Source organism: Streptomyces sp. NPDC050145 (assembly GCF_044460245.1).
Lineage (GTDB): Bacteria > Actinomycetota > Actinomycetes > Streptomycetales > Streptomycetaceae > Streptomyces.
This window is the reverse complement of the sequence record NZ_JBITJS010000008.1, coordinates 220,624-239,352: the sequence shown is the minus strand read 5'-3', so window position 1 is coordinate 239,352 and position 18,729 is coordinate 220,624. Positions and strand designations below refer to the sequence as shown.

The following is an 18,729-nucleotide window of genomic DNA, read 5'->3' as shown; positions in this document are numbered from 1 at the left end:
TCTTGGTCGCGGCGTGCCACATCGGGGCCGGAAGGCTCGGTACCGGCTGACAATGACGGCGCGGGACCTGGAGAAATCCGGATGCCCGCGGCGGGTACGGGCCCTAGGCTCGGTCGGCCGGCCGCACGGACCGGTGAACCGGTGGATCGGCGAAGGGCCACGATGACCGCACCGCGCACGCTGCACGACGACGAGCCCGCCATGGACGAGACCCTGGTCCGGGGGCTGATCGCCGACCAGTTCCCGCACTGGGCCGCCCTGCCGCTGCGCCCCGTCGCCTCCGACGGCACCCAGAACCTGCTGTTCCGGCTCGGCGACGACCTCGTCGTCCGCATGCCGCGCACGTCCGGGGCCGCCGCCGACGTGCCGGGGGAGCAGGCCACCGTGCGGCGCCTCGCGCCCCAACTGCCCGTCGCCGTGCCCGAACCGCTCGGCACCGGCGGGCCCGGGCGCGGGTACCCCTGGCCGTGGGCCGTGTACCGATGGCTGCCGGGCGCGATCCCCACCGGCGACCGGCTCACGGACCCCGCCCGACTGGCGGTCGACGTCGCGGAGTTCGTGCGGGCGCTCCAGGAGGCCGACCCGGCCGGGGCGCCCGCCGCGTACCGCAGCGGGCCGCTCGCGCCGCGCGACACCGACACCCGCGCGACGATCGCCCGGCTCGACGGGATCGTCGACACCGGGGCGGCGGCCGCCCTGTGGCAGGACGCCCTCGACGCGCCCCCATGGACCGGCCCCGAGGTCTGGCTGCACGCCGACCTCGAACCGGGCAACGTGCTCGTCGACCCCGGGACCGGCCGCCTCACCGCCGTGATCGACTTCGGCTGCGCGGGCCTCGGCGACCCGGCCGTCGACCTCATCGCCGCCTGGTACGTCCTCGACGACGCGGGCGCCGCCGTCTTCCGTACGGCCGTGGGCCGCGACGAGGCGGCCTGGCGGCGGGGCCGGGGCTGGGCCCTGACCATCGCCGTCCACGAACTCGCGTACTACCGCGGGCGGAACGCGTTCATGGCCGACACCGCCGCCAGGGTCCTCGACCGGCTGTTGCTCGGCTGACGTCCGGTCAGCCGACGGGGTGCTGCGCGCCGTCCCGCTGCTGCGGGATGACCACAGGGGCGCTGCCCTGGGCGAGCGCCACCGTGCGCACCGGGGACGGGATGCGGATGCCCTCGTCGCGGTAGCGGCGGTGCAGCCGCTTGATGAACTCGTGCTTGATCCGGTACTGGTCGCTGAACTCGCCGACGCCCAGGATCACCGTGAAGCTGATCCGCGAGTCGCCGAACGTGTGGAAGCGCACCGCGGGCTCGTGCTCGGGCAACGCGCCCTCGACCCCGCTCATCACCTCGGCGACCACGTCCATCGTGACCTTCTCGACCAGGTCGAGGTCGCTGTCGAAGGAGACGCCCACCTGCACGAGCAGGGTCATCTCCTGCTCCGGGCGGCTGAAGTTGGTCATGTTCGTCCCGGCCAGCTTGTTGTTCGGGATGATCACGAGGTTGTTGGAGAGCTGCCGCACCACCGTGTTGCGCCAGTTGATGTCGACGACGTAGCCCTCCTCGCCGCTGCTCAGCCGGATGTAGTCACCGGGCTGGACCGTCTTGGAGGCGAGGATGTGCACGCCCGCGAAGAGGTTGGCGAGCGTGTCCTGGAGCGCGAGCGCCACCGCGAGGCCGCCGACGCCGAGGGCGGTGAGCAGCGGGGCGATGGACACGCCGAGCTGCTGCAGCACCACGAGGAAGCCGATCGCGAGGACGACCACCCGGGTGATGTTCACGAAGATCGTCGCCGATCCCGCCACCGCGGAGCGGGACTGCGCGACCGTGCGCACCAGGCCCGTCACGACGCGCGCCGCCGTGAGCGTCGCGGCGACCATGACGAACGCGGTCAGCACCGTGTTCACGGTGCGGCCGGTGCGCGCCGTCAGCGGCAGCAGTTCGGCCGCCACCGCCGCGCCCGCCGCGACCGTCGCCCACGGCACGAGCGTGCGCAGCGCGTCGACGATCACGTCGTCGCCGCCCCACTTGGTCTCGCTCGCCCGTGCCCCCAGCCAGCGCATCAGGGCCCGCAGCAGCAGGCCGCCGATCAGTCCGGCGAGCAGCGCGACGCCGGAGAACAGCAGGTCGTGCAGTTCGACAGCGCGGGTCACCGGACACCTCCCGCGCTCAACACTGCGGGAGAAAACGATATGTGATGTTTCGTCACCTGGTACCTGCCGGATCGGGGATGGGGCGCGCGCGGGCGTCCTGACCGCCCGCGCGCGGCCATCCTGCCGCACGCCCCCGCGGTGCGCGACACGCGGGGGGAGTCGTTCCGGATCCATGAAATCCCAGGTCAGAGGGGTGAATTCGGGGATGGCGGGGAATCGTCGTACATGACCCATTGACGACGGTTCGCCCCGGCCCCGAGGGTGGAGGGCATGACCCGACTGTCCGAGCATCTGCGTCAGGCCACCCCCGTCGTCGCGCAGCGAGGGGAGGGCGTCCACCTCTACGGCATCGACGACCGCCGCTATCTGGACTTCACCGCCGGGATCGGCGTCACCAGCACCGGGCACTGCCACCCCCGGGTCGTGGCCGCCGCCCAGGAACAGGTCGCCACCCTCATCCACGGCCAGTACACGACCGTCCTGCACCAGCCGCTGCAACGGCTCGTCGAGCGGCTCGGCGACGTCCTGCCCGAGGGCCTGGACAGCCTCTTCTTCGTCAACTCGGGCAGCGAGGCGGTCGAGGCGGCGATGCGGCTCGCCCGCCAGGCCACCGGGCGGCCGAACATCGTCGTCGCGCACGGCGGCTTCCACGGCCGCACCGTCGCGGCCGCCTCCCTCACCACGTCCGGCACGAAGATCCGTACCGGCTTCGGGCCGCTCATGGCCGGGGTCGCGATCACCCCGTTCCCGAACGCGTACCACTACGGCTGGGACGAGGAGACGGCCACGCGGTTCGCCCTGCGCGAGTTCGACCACCTCCTGCAGACGGTGTCCGACCCCGACGACACCGCCGCGATCATCATCGAGCCCGTCCTCGGTGAGGGCGGCTACGTTCCCGCCAACACGGCCTTCCTGCAAGGGTTGCGCGAGCGCGCCGACCGGCACGGCATCCTGCTGATCCTCGACGAGATCCAGACCGGCGTCGGCCGCACCGGCCGCTTCTGGGGCCACGAGCACTTCGCCGTCCGACCCGACGTCCTCATCACGGCGAAAGGCCTGGCCAGCGGCTTCCCCCTGTCCGGCATCGCCGCGCCCGAAGCCCTCATGCACCGGGTCAGGCCCGGCTCCCAGGGCGGCACCTACGGGGGCAACGCGGTGGCCTGCGCGGCCGCCTGCGCCACGCTCGACGTCATCGAGGACGAGGGCCTGGTCGCCAACGCGGCGACCATGGGCGCCCGCCTGCGCGCCGGCCTGGAGGACGTCGCCGCGAAACACTCCGCGATCGGCGACGTACGAGGCCTCGGCCTGATGCTCGCCAGCGAGTTCACGGCCCCCGACGGCACCCCCGACCCGACGACGGCCCTGCGCGCCCAGCAGGCCGCGGCGGAAGAGGGCCTCCTCCTCCTGACCTGCGGCCCCTGGGGCAACGTGGTCCGCATGATCCCGGCCCTGGTGGTCACCGAACCCCAGATCGACGAGGCGCTCCGCCTGTGGAGCGCGGCGGTGAGCACGGCTACGGGGTGAGCCACTTGTCGTACCCGGCCAGGGGCGCGGGGCCGTGTCGATATGCGGCTCCGCCGCGCGCGGGCGCGACCAAGGCCCCTGGGGCGCACGGAGTGTGCCGTCAGGGGCGCGGGGAACTGCGCGAGCAACCACGACGGCGCGGCACCCGGCGACGATCCTCAACCCCTACGGCCAAAGCCCGACCAATACGCACCCGGCGCCGGACCACCCACCCCCCGACCCACCAGGAGCCCCCAGAATGTCCACGCACCCCGTGATCGACTCCGTGCCGAAGCAGTTGCGGATCGGTGAAGGATGGGCGGCCGCCGTGTCAGGGCGGACGCTGGCCGTCGACAACCCGGCCACCGGCACCGTCCTGTGCGAGGTCGCCGACGCCGGGCCCGAGGACGCCGCCCGGGCCCTCGCCGCCGCCCGTGAAGCACAGCCAGGCTGGGCGCGCACCGCACCGCGGGCCCGGGGCGAGATCCTGCGCCGCGCCCACGAGATCGTCCTCGAACGCGCCGAGGAGCTCGCGCTGCTCATGACCCTGGAGATGGGCAAGCCGCTCGCCGAGGCCCGCGGCGAGGTCGCCTACGCCGCCGAGTTCTTCCGCTGGTTCTCCGAGGAGGCCGTCCGCATCGACGGCGGCTTCGCCACCAGCCCCGACGGACGCAACCGCCACCTGGTGCTCCGTCAGCCCGTCGGCCCCTGCCTTCTGATCACCCCGTGGAACTTCCCGCTCGCCATGGGCACCCGCAAGATCGGCCCGGCCGTCGCCGCCGGCTGCACGATGATCCTCAAACCGGCCCCGCAGACCCCGCTGTCCACCCTCGCCCTGACCGCGATCCTCGCGGAGGCGGGCCTCCCGCACGGCGTCCTCAACACCCTCACCACGTCCGACGCCGCCGCCGTCGTGGAACCCCTGCTGCGTGGCGGCGGCATCCGCAAGCTCTCCTTCACCGGCTCCACCCAAGTGGGCCGGATCCTGCTCACCCAGTGCGCCGACACCGTCGTCCGCACCTCGCTCGAACTCGGCGGGAACGCGCCGTTCATCGTCTTCGACGACGCCGACCTCGACGCGGCCGTCGACGGCCTGATGGTCGCCAAGATGCGCAACATGGGGGAGGCCTGCACCGCCGCGAACCGCGTCTACGTGCATGCCGGAGTCGCCGAGGACTTCGCCGCCCGGCTCACCGCGCGGATGGCCGCGCTGACCGTCGGCGACGGCACCGCGCCCGGGACCGACGTCGGCCCGCTCATCGACGCGGCGGGCCGGGACAAGGTGGAGCGGCTGGTCCGCGACGCCGTGGGGCGCGGCGCCAAGGTCCTCACCGGCGGCGAACTCCCGGAAGGCCCCGGCACCTTCTACCCGCCGACCGTCCTCGCCCAGGTGCCGCGCGACGCCGAGCTGACCGGCACCGAGATCTTCGGCCCGGTGGCCGCCCTGTTCACGTTCGAGGACGAGGACGACGTCGTCCGGATCGCGAACGACACCGAGTGGGGCCTCGTCTCGTACGTGTTCACCCGCGATCTCGACCGGGCGCTGCGGGTCGGCGAACGGCTCGAGACCGGCATGGTCGGGCTGAACACCGGACTCGTCTCGAACCCGGCCGCGCCGTTCGGCGGCGTCAAGCAGTCGGGCCTCGGGCGCGAGGGAGGCCGCGTCGGCATCGACGAGTTCCTGGAGTACAAGTACCTGGCGATTCCCTACAGTTCGTAGGTCAGAGGCGTTCTATCGCGCGGAAACCGGCGAGGACCGACAGCAGGTTCCGCGCGGGCGGCGTCAGTTCGACCATCGCCACGGGGCGTCCCGCGTTCAACAGGCCTAGCACGGCAGTGAGTTCGGCCTCCGAGAGGTCCGACTCGGTGACGTGCCCGCACGCCGCGACCAGCCGCCGCCCGGCGCCGGGCGCCCACAGGATCCGCTCGACGGCGCGCACCGCGTCGTCGTCCGTGAACCAGCCGGGCCGCGCCGCGGGCGGCACCGGACGGAGCCCGCCGTCCGTGGCGTGCCGCAGCGCCTCCCTCGCGAGCCGCCGCTCCGTCGCGGCGGGCCGCGCCGCGAGCCGGAACGCGTCGAGCGCCTCGGCCAGCACCGCGGGCAGCCCCCCGGCCGCCTCCCCGTCGTCCCGTACGAGGATGTCGTCGCCGCCCGGACGGCCGGCCCGGGCCGGCTCCTGCGGATCCGGGGGCGGGCAGTGCGGGTGCGGGGCGCGGGGCACACCGATGCGGACGGTGGTCACGGGCCGGGGCGCGGGGTCCGCGGCCCAGTGGTGGCGCGGTGGCAGATAGAGCAGGTCACCGGGGACCGGCGCGGTGACGCTCGTGTTCCCGTCGCCGTCCGTCACGCGCAGGTGCCGCCGCCCGGTCAGCAGGCACACGAACCGGGCATCTCGCGCCGCGTCCGCCGGGAAGACGGGTTCGCGCGTGCCGTGGGACAGGACCGTGCTCACCCCGGCGTGCGGGCGGCCGACCGCGTCCCACAGCCCGGCGAGGAAGGACCGCTCCCGCGCCCACAGCGGATGGTGCCCCGCGTGCAGGGCGTGCACGGCGAGCGCGAACGGCTGCCCCCCGGTCTGCCCCGCGAGACGCAGGTCGTAGCGGGCGAACGAGCCGTCCTCCTGGAGCGGCAGCAGGTCCCCGGGATCGGTGAGCAGCCGCGATCCGACGGTCAGTTCGGCCCGCGCGGCGGTCTCCGCGAACTGCGCGGCGACGACGGCGCTCTCGAACACCTCGTTCCGGTCGAACGGCGCGGTGCCCGGCCCGGCCGGGCGCAGCACGACGGGCCGCCGGTCCCAGTGCTCGCGCGCGAAGACCCGCCAGTCGAGCGGGTCGAGGACGTCCGTGTGCGGCGGTCCGGGGGCGGTCACGGACGCCCCGCGCCCGGATCCGGGTCCACGTCCACCGCGCGGGCCCGGTACAGCGCGTCGAGCGGGCCGGTCAGCTCGGGGGACGCGGGCCGCAGCCGGGCGGCGCGGGCCAGCTCGGCCACGGTGATGCCGCTGCGCGCCGCGCGCAGCGGTGCGAGGAGCCGTTCGGAGGCGGCGGACGGCACCGGCCAGGCGTGCCCGTTGGCCGCCCACACGGGCCCGTCCGCGCCGTCGGCGACCCGCACGATCTCCGTCACGCGCCGTAATCGGTGCGCCGGTGCGAGGGCGATGCCCGGCCGGGGCGGCGGGGCCGGATCGAGCCCGGCGGCGGAGCGCAGCGCGGCCCAGCGCAGCAGCAGCGCCCGCTCGGGGGCGCGCCCGGCGAGCGTCCGGCGCAGCAGGTCGGCGCAGTCCCGCAGCGGCGCCGGCACGGCGAGCCGCCCGTCGGGCGCGGCGGGCTCAGGACGGGGGAGCGGCCGTCGGCGCGGCGAGGGCCCCGCGTCGTCGCGCAGCAGCGCGCCGAGGACCTCGGAGACGTACGGGAGGGCGGCGGAGCGCCGTGCGGGCACGGAGAGGCGCAGGGTCGTGCAGGGGCCGGTGCGCTGGTCGAGGTGGTGACTGCCGGCCGGCCAGTGCACGAGATCACCCGCACGGGCGTGCAGGACGAACTCGGTGCCGGTGTGCTCGGGCCGTACGCGCACGGTGAGGGAGCCGTCGAGCACCCAGGTCAGGCCTGCCGTGTCCGCGCGGCCCCCGGTCCGGTCCGGCGTGTGGTGCCGGTCCCCGACGGCGAGCTCCGCCGTGACCGGGAGCGCGGGCCGGCCGACGTGCCGCCACAGGCCGTCCAGGACGTCCCGCACCCGCGCCCACAGGCCGAAATCGTGGGCCAGGGGGTCGGTGGCCGTGAGCAGCCAGCCGTCCCCGGCCAGCTCGGGCTCGCCGGCCATGCGGCGGACGTAGGCGGCGGTGTCGGGATCGCCCGGGCCCGGCAGGAGCCGCCCCGGGGCGGGCAGCAGCGCGTCCGAGGTCGTCAGACAGGCCTGTCCGGGGCGTGCCGCGGCGGCCACCAGCAGGGCGTGCGCCTCGGCCGCTGCGACGCCGATCCCGGGTGCGTCCGCCACCACCACCGGATCCCCGGCCCAGTGGGTCCGGGCGAAACGCCGCCAGCCGGAGCCTGCGGCTTCGGAGGCGGGAGCGGGGCTGTGCGTCATCGGAGTGGGAACTCCTCGGTCCCTCACCGGGGGAGACGGAGCGACGGGCCTGGCGACCCTCCCAGACCCCTCTGGCCCCGTCAACGCTTTTGCGGAGAAGCCGTGAACACTCGGCACCGCCCCGCCGGCGTGAGCGCGCGGGGGACGAACAGGGGGCAAATGCCGGACAAGTCGTGACATCGCGGAATCGCGCACCCGTACGGCCTGTGGAAGGCTGAGCCACGCATGTGTCCGCTACGCCCCGGGAGGTCCCGATGTCATCGAAGCGACGCCGCAAGAAGAAGTCCCGCCGCAAGCACGCGGCGAACCACGGCAAGCGTCCCCAGTCCTGAACGGGGACGCGGACCGGAACTGAGCGGTGGGGCGGAGTCGGGGCCGGGGGCGGAGGCCGGATCAGGCCCTCTGCACGGCTCCTTCACCGATCGCCATCGCCCACTCCGTCACCAGCACCTCGTACTCCGCGCGGTCCTCGGCGGTCAACTGCCCGCCGGTACGCGCCCACAGGTCACGGATCTGCTCGTTGACCTCGTCGGCGGTCCGTTCGGAGTGCGGGGCAGGAGTGGAGGACATGTGAAAGAGGGTAGGCGATCGGTGCGGCTTTTCGCTCCGGTCCGTCACGTGGGCATCGCCATGTGTGATCTTCGCCATGTCGGCGTGGCGCGCCGCGCCCCGTCTCCGAGGGTCGCTCAGGGCTTGCGGCCGACCCCCGCGTACAGCGGAACCGGCGTCCCGTCGCGCACCTCGTCGACGCCCAGCTCCGGATGCCAGTCCGGCAGCCACACGATCCCCGGCGACAGCAGGTCCGTTCCCTCGAAGAACCTCGCCATCTCGGTGCGGGTGCGCGGCACGAGCGAGACCCCGCCCGCCTTGTACATGGCGACGGCCTCCCGCGTGCGCTCCGGGTCGAAGTCCGAGGCGAGCTGCGACAGCACGAGATGACTGCCCGACGGCAGCGCGTCGACCAGCGTGCGCACGACGTCGTACGCGCCCTCCTCGTCCGGGACGAAATGCAGCAGCGCGATGAGCGAGAGCGCGACCGGCCGGTCGAGGTCGAGGATCTCCCGGGCCAGCGCCACGATCCGCGCGGGATCGCGCGCGTCCGCCTGGAGGTAGCGGGTGACGCCCTCGGGGGTGCCGCGCAGCAGCGCCTCCGCGTGGGCGAGCACGATCGGGTCGTTGTCGACGTACACGACGGTCGCGTCCGGATTCGCGGACTGCGCGATGCGGTGCAGGTTCGGCTCGGTGGGTATGCCCGTGCCGATGTCCAGGAACTGACGGATCCCGAGCCGCCCGGCGAGCATGCGCGTCGCCCGCTGCATGAACCAGCGGTTGTGCCGCGCCCCGTACGGCGCCGTGGGCTCCATCTCGGTGATCTGCCGTCCGAGGGCCTCGTCCACGGGGTAGTTGTCCTTGCCGCCGAGATACCAGTCGTACACCCGGGCGGGATGCGGCCTGCTGGTGTCGATCCGGACGTCGGCGGGGGACGGTTCGGTCATGTCAACTCCCTTGTGAATACTGGTGGTTCGCGACTGCGTCCGGTCATCTTGCCGCAGGCATGTGACGACCGGGGCGTGATCGGGAAGGTCGGACCCTACACCCGGTCCGTGTCGGCGTGACGGCACGCCGGCCACACCGTGACGAACAGGAGCAGCACGTATGCAGGACGACTCCCGGCGGCTCGACATCGCCCCGGCCACGCCCGCCGACTGGGCGGTGGTCCACGGCTGGGCCGCCGCCGAGGGCTGGAACCCGGGACTCGCGGACACGCCGAGTTTCTTCGCGCAGGACCCGCGGGGCTTCTTCCTGGGGCGCGTCGACGGCGAGCCCGCCTCCGCCGTCTCCGTCGTCAACTACGGCGACGCCTACGCCTTCCTGGGCTTCTACCTCGTCCGGCCCGACCTGCGCGGCCGGGGCTACGGCATCGCCACCTGGCGCGCCGGGCTCGCCCACGCCGGTACGCGGACGGTCGGCCTGGACGGAGTGGTCGACCAGCAGGACAACTATCGCCGCTCCGGATTCGCCTTGGCCCACCGCACCGTCCGCTACACCGGAGTCCCGCACCGGCCGGCGAACCGGTCGGCGGGCCCGCGTCCGGACGGCATCGAGCCCGTCGGCGACCGGCTCCCGGAACTGCACGCGTACGACAGCGCCTGCCAGCCCGCGGACCGGCCCCGGTTCCTGGACTCCTGGCTGGCCACCGCCGGGCACACCACGCTGGTGCGCGTCACCGGCGGCCGCGTCACGGGCTACGGAGTCGTCAGGGCGGGCCGTGACATGCCGCGGATCGGGCCGCTGTTCGCCGACACGGCGGCGGACGCGGCCGCCCTCTTCGACGCGCTCGCGCCCGCCGAGGGGCCCGTCGCGCTCGACGTGCCCGAGGTGAACGGGGCGGCCGTCACCCTCGCCGAGGAGCGCGGCCTCGAAGCCGGGTTCGAGACCGCCCGCATGTACACCGGGCCGGTCCGCCCCCACCACGCCGAACGCGTCTTCGGCGTCACCTCACTCGAACTCGGCTGACCAAGGCGTCGGGGTGACCTAGGGCCTCTCGTTTGGATCAGGCTGGGCTCGCGGGGCGTGGCACGCACATCCGCGGCGTTGTCGTCCCTCGCCGACGTCCCCCAGCCTTCGGCCGGGAGGTGCCCCCACCGCGTCGACTCCCTCCTCCGCCTTGCAGCTGCACGCACCACGCCCCGCTCCCTGATCCAGCCCGATCCAAACGAAAGACCCTAGGCGTCCGGGGTGGACGGCGCCCCGAACGCGCCGTGCCGCCCCTCGCCCGCCACGAAACGCCCCGCACCCTCGACGCCCTCCCGCAACACGCCCGTCCCGTACCGGACTTCGGTGCGCAGCGCCTCCTCCTCCGGCATCCCGGCGGTGGCCCGTACGGACGCCAGGTCGCTGCGCAGACAGGCCTGCGGGAACGCGGCGAGCTGCCGCGCGAGCTCCTCGGCCTCGGCGCGGGCCCGGCCGGGCGGCACCAGCCGGTTCGCCAGGCCCATGGCGAGGGCCTCGGGTGCGGGCACGGGCCGTCCGGTCAGGATGAGGTCGAGCGCCCGGCCCTCCCCGACGATCCGGGGCAGCCTGACCGTGCCGCCGTCGATCAGCGGCACGCCCCAGCGCCGGCAGAACACCCCGAACACGGCGTCCTCCTCGGCGACCCGCAGATCGCACCACAGCGCCAGTTCGAGCCCGCCCGCGACGGCGTGCCCGGCGACGGCGGCGATCACCGGCTTGGTCAGGCGCAGCCGCGTCGGGCCCATCGGACCGTCCCCGTCCTCCGCGACCCGGTTGCCCCGCTCCGTGCCGACCGCCTTGAGGTCCGCGCCCGCGCAGAACGTCCCGCCCTCGCCCCACAGCACCGCGACCCGCGCGGCGTCGTCGGCCTCGAACGCCCGGAAGGCGTCGGCCAGCAGGGCGGCCGTCGGGCCGTCCACGGCGTTGCGGGCGGCGGGCCGGGACAGCACGACGGTCGTGACGGGCCCGGCGCGTTCGACGCGCACGGACGGCGGGGGAGTCTGGGACGGCACGGGGATTTCCTCTCACGGGACGGACAGGGCCGCGGCCGGGGCTAGTCGACCGTGAGGGTCAGTCTGGCCCGCGCCGTCGAGCTCGTCCCGGTGTACAGGTCGAACGCGCCCTCCTCCAGCAGGAATTCACCGGCCGGGTCGTTCGTCCAGAAGCCCAGCTCGGCCGCCCCGAACCGGAAGCGGACCGTGCGGGACGCGCCGGGCTCCAGCGTGATCCGTTCGAACCCGATGAGGCGGCGCACCGGCTGCGCGATGCTCGCCGCCCGGTCGTGCACGTACAGCTGCACCACCTCGTCGCCCGCGCGCCCGCCCGTGTTGCGCACGCTCACCGCGACCTCCACCTCGGCGCCGTCGCGCAGCTGGTCGGCCGGCACGGCGGCGCGGCTCAGCTCGGGCGTGCCCAGCTCGAACGTCGTGTAGCTCAGACCGTGTCCGAAGGGGAACTGCGGGGAGGACGGCAGGTCCAGGTACTTCGACGTGTACTTGTTGTCGGGGTCGGCGGGGCGGCCCGTCGACTCGTGGTTGTAGTGCACCGGGAGCTGGCCCACCGTGCGCGGGAACGACACCGGCAGTCTGCCGCCCGGGTTCACCGCGCCGAACAGCACGTCGGCGATCGCCGGGCCCGCCTCCACGCCGGGATGCCAGGCCTCCAGGACGGCGGGGGCCGCGTCCAGCCAGCCGCCGACGGTCAGCGGCCGCCCGTTCACCAGGACCACCACGAACGGCCTGCCGGTCCGCGCGACCGCCGCGATCAACTCCTCCTGCACGCCCGGCAGTCCGAGGTCGCTGCGTGCCGCCGCCTCACCGCTCAGCGCGGCCGGTTCGCCCACGACCACCACGGTCACCTCCGCCGCCCGCGCCGCCGCGACCGCCTCCGCGATCCCGGACCGGTCGCCGCCGTCGGCGGCCACGCCCCGCGCGTACGTCACCCGCGCCCCCGGCGCGGCCGCGCGCACCGCGTCCAGGACCTTCGCCGCGGGGAAGCGCTTCGCCGCGGCGGGCACGGCCCAAGTTCCCAGCAGGTCCGTGGAGTTGGCGAACGGCCCCACCACGGCGATCGAGGCGACCGAGCGCCGCAGCGGCAGCACGTCGCCGTCGTTCTTGAGCAGCACCATCGAGCGCGCGGCCGCGGTGCGCGCCGCCCGGCGCGCGGACGCCGAGGGAGCGGTGATCTCCGCGGACTCCTTCACGTACGGCTCCTCGAACAGGCCGAGAGTGAACTTCAGCCGGAGCACGCGCGACACGGCGTCGTCGATCCGGCGCCGCGTGACGCGACCGGCGTCCAGCAGCGCCCGGCCCTGCGTGAGCAGATGCGTACTGGTCATCTCCATGTCCACGCCCGCGTTCAGCGCGCGCCGCGCCGCGTCCGCCCCGTCCTCGGCGAAGCCGTGCGCGATCAGCTCCTGGACACCCGCCCAGTCGCTGACGACCATCCCGTCGAAGCCCCACTCCTGGCGGAGGATGTCGGTGAGCGTGTGCGTGTTGCCGTGCGCGGGGACCCCGCTGATGGTGTTGAACGACGCCATCACGGTCTCCACGCCCGCGTCCACCGCCGCCTTGAACGGCGGCAGACAGAGATTGCGCAGCCGCGACTCCGACACGTCCACCGTGTTGTAGTCGCGCCCGCCCTCGGCGCCCCCGTACGCGACGAAATGCTTGGCGCAGGCCGCGACGGTCCGCCCGTCGCGGTAGCCGTCACCCTGGTAGCCCGCGACCTTGGCGGCCGCGAACCGCGAGGTCAGGTACGGGTCCTCGCCGTCGCTCTCGGCGATCCGGCCCCAGCGTGGCTCGTGGGTGACGTCCATCATCGGCGAGAACACCCAGTGCACCCCGCACGAGCGGGCCTCCCGCGCCGACACCTCGGCGTCCGTGCGGGCCACTTCGGGGTCGAAGCTCGCCGCCTGTGCCAGCGGGATCGGGAACGTGGTCCAGCAGCCGTGGATCACGTCGAGGCCGAACAGGAGCGGGATGCCGAGCCGCGACTCCTCGACGGCGATGCGCTGCAGCGCGTTCGTCCGGGCGGCCCCCAGGACGCTGAGCACCGAGCCGAGCCGGCCCGCGCGCGCCGCGTCCTCGACCTCCTTCGTCTCGCCCGAACCCGGATTGAGCTCCCACGACCACGGCAGCTGCTGCAACTGGCCGAGCTTCTCCTCGAACGTCATCCGGCGCAGCAGCGCCCGCACCTCGTCGTCGTACGGGCGGCGCCGTGCCCTGCGGGCCGAGCGTGCCGCGACGGACGCGCGGGCGGCCGGGGCGGCGACGGCGGCACCGGCCGCCGCCGTGACGCCGAGCGCGGACAACAGCGTGCGCCTGCCGAGCTGGGGCATCCGAGGGCTTCCCGTCGGTCGGTTCCGGTGATCACCCACCCCTCGAAAAGGGGTGAATTCGGTGCGAAGTTATGGTCCGGCCGCGGCGCGGTCAAGGGAGCCTCGCCGGGCGCCGCGCGGCTCGTTCGAGGGGGCGCCCGCCGTTTTCTTGACCTCAACATTGGTTGAGGTCGTAGCGTCATCGGCATGAGCATGGAGACCACAGCCTGGACGCAGTTGCACAGCGTCATGAACGCCCAGAACGGCGGACCCGACCGCCGCCCCTTCGACCGCGCGACCCTGCGCCGGATCGCCGCCTTCGCCCGGCCGCACCGCAGACGCATCGCCCAGTTCGTCCTGCTGAGCATCGTCACCGCGCTGCTGGCCGTGGCCACCCCGGTGCTCGCCGGGGACGTCGTCAACAACATCGTGAAGGGCCACGACCAGGGGCACGTCGCGCGGCTCGCCCTGCTGATCGCCGTCATCGCGCTCGCCGAGGCGGGCATCGGACTCCTCGCCCGCTGGCTCTCCGCGAACCTCGGCGAGGGCCTCATCCTCGACCTGCGCACCGCCGTCTTCGACCACGTGCAGCGCATGCCCGTCGCCTTCTTCACCCGCACCCGCACCGGCGCGCTCGTCAGCCGCCTCAACAACGACGTCATCGGCGCCCAGCGCGCCTTCAGCAACACCCTGTCCGGCGTCGTCGGCAACGTGGTCACCCTGATCCTGACCCTCGCCGTCATGCTCACCCTCTCCTGGCAGATCACCCTTCTCGCGCTGCTCCTGCTGCCCGTCTTCGTGCTCCCCGCCCGCCGCATGGGCTCCCGCATGGCCCGCCTCCAGCGCGAGGCCGCCGCCCACAACGCCGCGATGGGCACCCGTATGACCGAGCGGTTCTCCGCCCCCGGCGCCACGCTCATCAAGCTGTTCGGCCGCCCCGAGGACGAGTCCGCCGAGTTCGCCGAGCGGGCCGCCCGGGTGCGCGACATCGGCGTACGGACCGCCATGGCGCAGTCCGCGTTCATCACCGCCCTGACCCTCGTCTCGGCCCTCGCCCTCGCGCTCGTCTACGGTCTCGGCGGCTACTTCGCGCTCGACGGCACCCTGGAGGCCGGCGCGGTCGTCTCCCTCGCCCTGCTGCTCACCCGGCTCTACGCCCCGCTGACCTCCCTGGCCGGCGCCCGCGTCGAGGTCATGAGCGCGCTGGTCAGCTTCGAGCGGGTCTTCGAGGTCCTCGACCTCAAGCCGCTCATCGACGAGAAGCCGGACGCCCGCGCGGTGCCCGAGGGGCCGGTGGCCGTCGAGTTCGACGAGGTGCGCTTCGGCTACCCGTCCGCCGACAAGGTGTCCCTCGCCTCCCTGGAGGAGGTCGCCTCGCTCGACACCCGCGGCGGCGCCGAGGTCCTGCACGGCGTCTCCTTCCGCGCCGAACCCGGCCAGACCGTCGCCCTCGTCGGCTCCTCCGGCGCAGGCAAGTCCACCGTCGCCCAGCTCCTGCCCCGCCTCTACGACACCGACTCCGGCGCCGTGCGCATCGGCGGTGTCGACGTACGGGACCTGACCGCGACCTCGCTGCGGGCCACCCTCGGCATGGTCACCCAGGACGGCCACCTCTTCCACGACACCGTCCGGGCCAACCTGCTGCTCGCCCGCCCCGAGGCCACCGAGGAGGAACTGCGCGACGTGCTGCGCCGGGCCCGGCTCGACGCCCTCGTCGCCTCCCTGCCCGACGGACTCGACACCGTGGTCGGCGAACGCGGATACCGGCTCTCCGGCGGCGAGCGCCAGCGCATGACGATCGCCCGCCTCCTGCTCGCCCGGCAGCGCGTCGTCATCCTCGACGAGGCCACCGCCCACCTCGACAACACGTCCGAGGCCGCCGTCCAGGAGGCGCTCGCCGAGGCGCTCGCGGACCGCACCGCCCTCGTCATCGCCCACCGGCTGTCCACGATCCGCTCGGCCGACCAGATCCTCGTCGTCGAGGACGGACGCATCGTCGAACGCGGCACCCACACCGAGCTCCTCGCCGTCGAGGGGCGCTACGCGGACCTGTACCGCACCCAGTTCGCGGGGGAGGAGCAGCACTCCTCGGCGCACTCCTCGGCGCAGCCCTCGCCGGATCCCTTGCCGGAGCGAACCACTGGTGTCACCATTGGTTCATAATTCGGGGCGGTCGACGGAGGGGCGGGGCGCGATGCGCGGCACGAAGAGGAACCGGGCGGTCGCGGGAGCCGCCGCCGTGGGCCTGGCGGCGGGCGCCGCCTGGCTGTGGCGCAACCAGGGGACGCTCGCGATGTCCCGGCCGGTCAACGAGTGGACGTTCACGCACATGGCGGCGCTCATGCCGACCGACACCGTGACCCGCGCCGCGACCCCGCACCCGCTCCCGCCCCGCCCGCTCCCGCTCGACTGCACGTACTCCTACGGCGGCCGCACCCGCACCCTCGGCGAGCTGCACCGGCGCACCTACACCACCGGGTTCGCCGTGCTGCACCGCGGCGAGCTGGTGCACGAGTCGTACCCGGGCCGCTTCGCCGGGCCCGACGCGCGCTTCCAGCTCTTCTCCGTCACCAAGTCCGTGACCTCGCTGCTCACCGGCATCGCTCTGGAGGAGGGCGCGCTCGACGGCCTGGACCGCACAGCCGTCTCGCTCGTGCCCGAGCTCGCCGGGTCCGCGTACGACGGGCCGACCGTCGGCGACCTGCTCGACATGTGCAGCGGCGCCGGCGGCGTCGAGGACTACGCGGACCCGCACGCCCCGATCAGCCGCTTCGAGCGGGCCGTCACCGGCGGCGGCTCGGTCCTCGACGTCATCCGCTCCCTGCCCCGTACCGCCGAACCGGGCACGGTCTTCAACTACTCCACGCTCGACACCCAGGTCCTCGGCTGGGCCCTCGAAGCGGCGACCGGCACCCCGCTGGCCCGCTACGCGACCGAGCGCCTGTGGCAGCCGATGGGCGCCGAGCACGACGCGTACTACTTCCTCACCCGGGCCCGCCCCCGCACCGCGCTCGGCGGCGGCTCCCTCAACGCCTCCGTGCGCGACCTCCTGCGGCTCGGCGCCCTGCTCGCCGCCGGCGGCAAGCGCGGCGGACGCCAGATCGTGCCCGTCGACTGGATCGAGCGCGGCCGCACCGCCGGGCGCCCCCACCTCCAGGTCGGCGCCCTCGGCCCCGACCTGCCCGGCCACTACGGCTACACGAACCAGTGGTGGACCCTCGGCGGCCCGCACCGCGCGTTCACCGGGCGCGGCATCTACGGCCAGTACCTGTGGATCGACCCCGCCGCCGACGTCGCGATCGTGAAGACCGGAGCCTGGCCCGTCGCCGACGACGACGCGCTCGACGCCGAGACCGTCGCCGCCCTGACCTCGCTCGTGACCTGGCTCGACGCCCGCGACTGACCCCGGGGGACGCGGGGCGCCCGGTCGATAGGATGACCGGCATGACGCAACCGGGGACGCCCGAGGGGACCGGGCCCCGCACACGGCGCGGCCGCCCCCCGACCACGTCGCTCAACCAGCAGGTCGTCCTGGACGCCGCCCTCGCCCTCGTCGAGCGCGAGGGCCCCGACGCGCTCACCCTGCGCCGGCTCGGCGCGGACCTCGGCGCCAACCACACCGCCGTGCTGCGCCACTTCTCCGGCAAGGACGAGATCCTGCGCGGCCTCGCCGAGCGGCTCATCGAGGAGGCCCTCGAAGGCTTCGCGCCCGCCGCCGGCTGGCGCGCCACGCTGGAGTCGCTGGCCCGCCGGGTGCGCGTCGCCTGCCGCGCGCACCCCCAGGTCGCCGTCCTCGTCGCCTCCCGCGTCTCCCGCCGCACCGCAGAGTTCCGCGGCGCCGACGTCGTCATCGGCGCCCTGCGCCAGGCGGGCTTCGACGACCGCGACGCCGCCCGCTACTACCGCTCCCTGGTCCAGACGGCGCTGGCCGTCTCCTCCTACGAGGCCGCCTTCGCCGCGCTCGACAGCCGGGCCCGCGAGGGCGACCGGCTCGCCTGGCGCCGCGAGTACCTCGCCGTACCGCCCGCGACCTACCCCCATCTCGCCGCGGCCGCCCCCTACTTGGCCGAGGCGGACGAGGACGACCAGTTCGAGACGACCCTGTCCCTGCTCCTCGACGCGGTCGAACTCCGGGCCTCCCGCACCTGACCCGACGCCCTCCGCGCCCCTGTCCCGCTGAGTGGGAAAGCGCGTTGCGGGCACCTTCCTGCGGTCCTGGCCTGCTGCTAGAACTCGGAAAACGGACGCCGTTTCAGGCCGGCGCTCCGGCATCCCGCACCCCGCATCTTCCGCATGGAGGGCCTCATGACGGTTGTCGACGCCGAGCCCGTGGCGCAGGCGCCCGCCCGCTCGGAGCTGCCGCCGTCGATGGTCGAGCGCATGACGCTGATCATGGACGCGTTCACCGACCGGACGACCCGGCTGACCCTGGAGGACGTGGCACGCCGCACGAGCCTGCCCCGCTCCACCGCCCACCGGATCCTCGAACAGCTCGTCAGGCTCCGCTGGCTCGATCACACCCGCTCCGGATACGGTCTCGGCCGCCGCGCCCTCGGGCTCGGCGGCGACGGAGCCCACGCCGACATCCGCTCGGCGGCCGCCGGCCGCCTGCACGAACTGCAGATCCGCACGGGTCTCGTCGTCCACCTCGCCGTGCTCGACGAGGCGGAGGTGCACTACCTCGACAAGGCCGGCGGCCCGTTCGCCGCGAACGTGCCCTCCTGGGTCGGCGGCCGGGTGCCCGCCCACGCGACCGCGCTCGGCAAGGCCATGCTCGCCGGCCTCGAACCCGAGGAGGCCGAGGCCCGCCTCGACTCCGTCCGAGAACACCCGCCCGCCCGCTCCGTCGCCGTCCCGCCGAAGCTGCACCAGGAGCTGAACCGGATCCGGCGCCGCCAGGGCCTCGCCTTCGAGTACGGCGCCTACTTCCCCGGCATCGCCTGCGTCGCGGCGCCCGTGCAGGGCCCCACGGGGCCGGTGGCGGCGATCTCCCTCGCGGGCGAGGTCCGCGCCCCGCTCGACCGGGTCGCCCCCCTCGTCCTCGACGCCGCCCGGCAGGTCTCCTGCGACCTGTACCCACGCCCCGAACAGGCCGCGGGTCCCGGCCGGCCGGACGCTCCGTCCCGCTGATCGGGACGGCCCCGACCGCCGGGCCCCCACCCCTGG

The 18,729-nt window shown here is 74.3% G+C and carries 16 protein-coding genes; 9 read left to right on the top strand and 7 right to left on the bottom strand.

Annotation, left to right across the window (positions count from 1 at the left end):
- Positions 1-162 precede the first annotated feature (162 nt).
- Positions 163-1,056 (top strand): aminoglycoside phosphotransferase family protein, encoded by an 894-nt coding sequence (locus ACIBTU_RS18220; RefSeq protein WP_399127247.1) that lies wholly within the window; start codon positions 163-165, stop codon positions 1,054-1,056.
- 7 nt (positions 1,057-1,063) lie between these two features.
- On the opposite strand, the gene ACIBTU_RS18215 is transcribed toward ACIBTU_RS18220, so the two are convergent.
- Positions 1,064-2,146 carry a mechanosensitive ion channel family protein gene (locus ACIBTU_RS18215; RefSeq protein WP_399127246.1) on the bottom strand — a complete coding sequence of 361 codons (1,083 nt, stop codon included), beginning with the start codon at positions 2,144-2,146 and terminating at the stop codon, positions 1,064-1,066.
- Between the two features lie 270 nt (positions 2,147-2,416).
- On the opposite strand from ACIBTU_RS18215, the gene ACIBTU_RS18210 reads away from it, so the two are divergent.
- Together ACIBTU_RS18210 and ACIBTU_RS18205 are read left to right on the top strand one after the other, a co-directional pair.
- Complete coding sequence (locus tag ACIBTU_RS18210) at positions 2,417-3,670, top strand: aspartate aminotransferase family protein (protein WP_399127245.1); 1,254 nt, start codon at positions 2,417-2,419, stop codon at positions 3,668-3,670.
- 238 nt (positions 3,671-3,908) lie between these two features.
- Positions 3,909-5,369 carry an NAD-dependent succinate-semialdehyde dehydrogenase gene (locus ACIBTU_RS18205; RefSeq protein WP_399127244.1) on the top strand — a complete coding sequence of 487 codons (1,461 nt, stop codon included), beginning with the start codon at positions 3,909-3,911 and terminating at the stop codon, positions 5,367-5,369.
- Position 5,370: 1 nt separating this feature from the next.
- Here the strand turns inward: ACIBTU_RS18205 and ACIBTU_RS18200 are convergent, their stop codons facing one another.
- The gene (locus ACIBTU_RS18200; RefSeq protein ID WP_399127243.1) at positions 5,371-6,519 is read right to left on the bottom strand and encodes a hypothetical protein; all 1,149 of its coding nucleotides are present in this window, start codon (positions 6,517-6,519) and stop codon (positions 5,371-5,373) included.
- The gene (locus ACIBTU_RS18195) at positions 6,516-7,730 is read right to left on the bottom strand and encodes a hypothetical protein (protein WP_399127242.1); all 1,215 of its coding nucleotides are present in this window, start codon (positions 7,728-7,730) and stop codon (positions 6,516-6,518) included. Before ACIBTU_RS18195 ends, ACIBTU_RS18200 begins: the two co-directional genes overlap by 4 nt.
- Before the next feature lie 254 nt (positions 7,731-7,984).
- Here ACIBTU_RS18195 and ACIBTU_RS18190 point away from each other — a divergent pair, with 254 nt between their 5' ends.
- Positions 7,985-8,062: a 50S ribosomal protein bL37 gene (locus ACIBTU_RS18190; protein ID WP_373287922.1), complete on the top strand. Its 78-nt coding sequence runs from the start codon at positions 7,985-7,987 to the stop codon at positions 8,060-8,062.
- Positions 8,063-8,123: 61 nt separating this feature from the next.
- Here ACIBTU_RS18190 and ACIBTU_RS18185 read toward each other — a convergent pair whose 3' ends face one another.
- Complete coding sequence (locus ACIBTU_RS18185) at positions 8,124-8,300, bottom strand: hypothetical protein (RefSeq protein WP_399127241.1); 177 nt, start codon at positions 8,298-8,300, stop codon at positions 8,124-8,126.
- A 116-nt stretch (positions 8,301-8,416) separates the two neighbouring features.
- Positions 8,417-9,226: an SAM-dependent methyltransferase gene (locus ACIBTU_RS18180; protein ID WP_399127240.1), complete on the bottom strand. Its 810-nt coding sequence runs from the start codon at positions 9,224-9,226 to the stop codon at positions 8,417-8,419.
- A gap of 160 nt (positions 9,227-9,386) precedes the next feature.
- Between ACIBTU_RS18180 and ACIBTU_RS18175 the strand changes: the two genes are divergently transcribed.
- Entirely contained in the window at positions 9,387-10,247 is an 861-nt protein-coding gene (locus ACIBTU_RS18175; protein ID WP_399127239.1) for a GNAT family N-acetyltransferase, read from the top strand.
- A gap of 209 nt (positions 10,248-10,456) precedes the next feature.
- Here the strand turns inward: ACIBTU_RS18175 and ACIBTU_RS18170 are convergent, their stop codons facing one another.
- Both ACIBTU_RS18170 and ACIBTU_RS18165 read right to left on the bottom strand, forming a co-directional pair.
- Positions 10,457-11,257 carry a crotonase/enoyl-CoA hydratase family protein gene (locus ACIBTU_RS18170; RefSeq protein ID WP_399127238.1) on the bottom strand — a complete coding sequence of 267 codons (801 nt, stop codon included), beginning with the start codon at positions 11,255-11,257 and terminating at the stop codon, positions 10,457-10,459.
- Positions 11,258-11,298: 41 nt separating this feature from the next.
- On the bottom strand, positions 11,299-13,419 hold the full coding sequence (locus tag ACIBTU_RS18165; protein WP_399127383.1) for a glycoside hydrolase family 3 N-terminal domain-containing protein: 2,121 nt from the start codon (positions 13,417-13,419) through the stop codon (positions 11,299-11,301).
- A 357-nt stretch (positions 13,420-13,776) separates the two neighbouring features.
- Between ACIBTU_RS18165 and ACIBTU_RS18160 the strand changes: the two genes are divergently transcribed.
- The 4 genes from ACIBTU_RS18160 to ACIBTU_RS18145 all read left to right on the top strand — a co-directional run bounded on the left by ACIBTU_RS18160 (position 13,777) and on the right by ACIBTU_RS18145 (position 18,693).
- Positions 13,777-15,726: an ABC transporter ATP-binding protein gene (locus ACIBTU_RS18160; RefSeq protein ID WP_399127382.1), complete on the top strand. Its 1,950-nt coding sequence runs from the start codon at positions 13,777-13,779 to the stop codon at positions 15,724-15,726.
- Between the two features lie 31 nt (positions 15,727-15,757).
- Entirely contained in the window at positions 15,758-16,966 is a 1,209-nt protein-coding gene (locus ACIBTU_RS18155; protein ID WP_399127237.1) for a serine hydrolase domain-containing protein, read from the top strand.
- 41 nt (positions 16,967-17,007) lie between these two features.
- Positions 17,008-17,712 (top strand): TetR/AcrR family transcriptional regulator C-terminal domain-containing protein, encoded by a 705-nt coding sequence (locus tag ACIBTU_RS18150; RefSeq protein WP_399127236.1) that lies wholly within the window; start codon positions 17,008-17,010, stop codon positions 17,710-17,712.
- A gap of 156 nt (positions 17,713-17,868) precedes the next feature.
- Positions 17,869-18,693: an IclR family transcriptional regulator gene (locus ACIBTU_RS18145; protein ID WP_399127235.1), complete on the top strand. Its 825-nt coding sequence runs from the start codon at positions 17,869-17,871 to the stop codon at positions 18,691-18,693.
- The last annotated feature ends 36 nt before the right edge of the window (positions 18,694-18,729 follow it).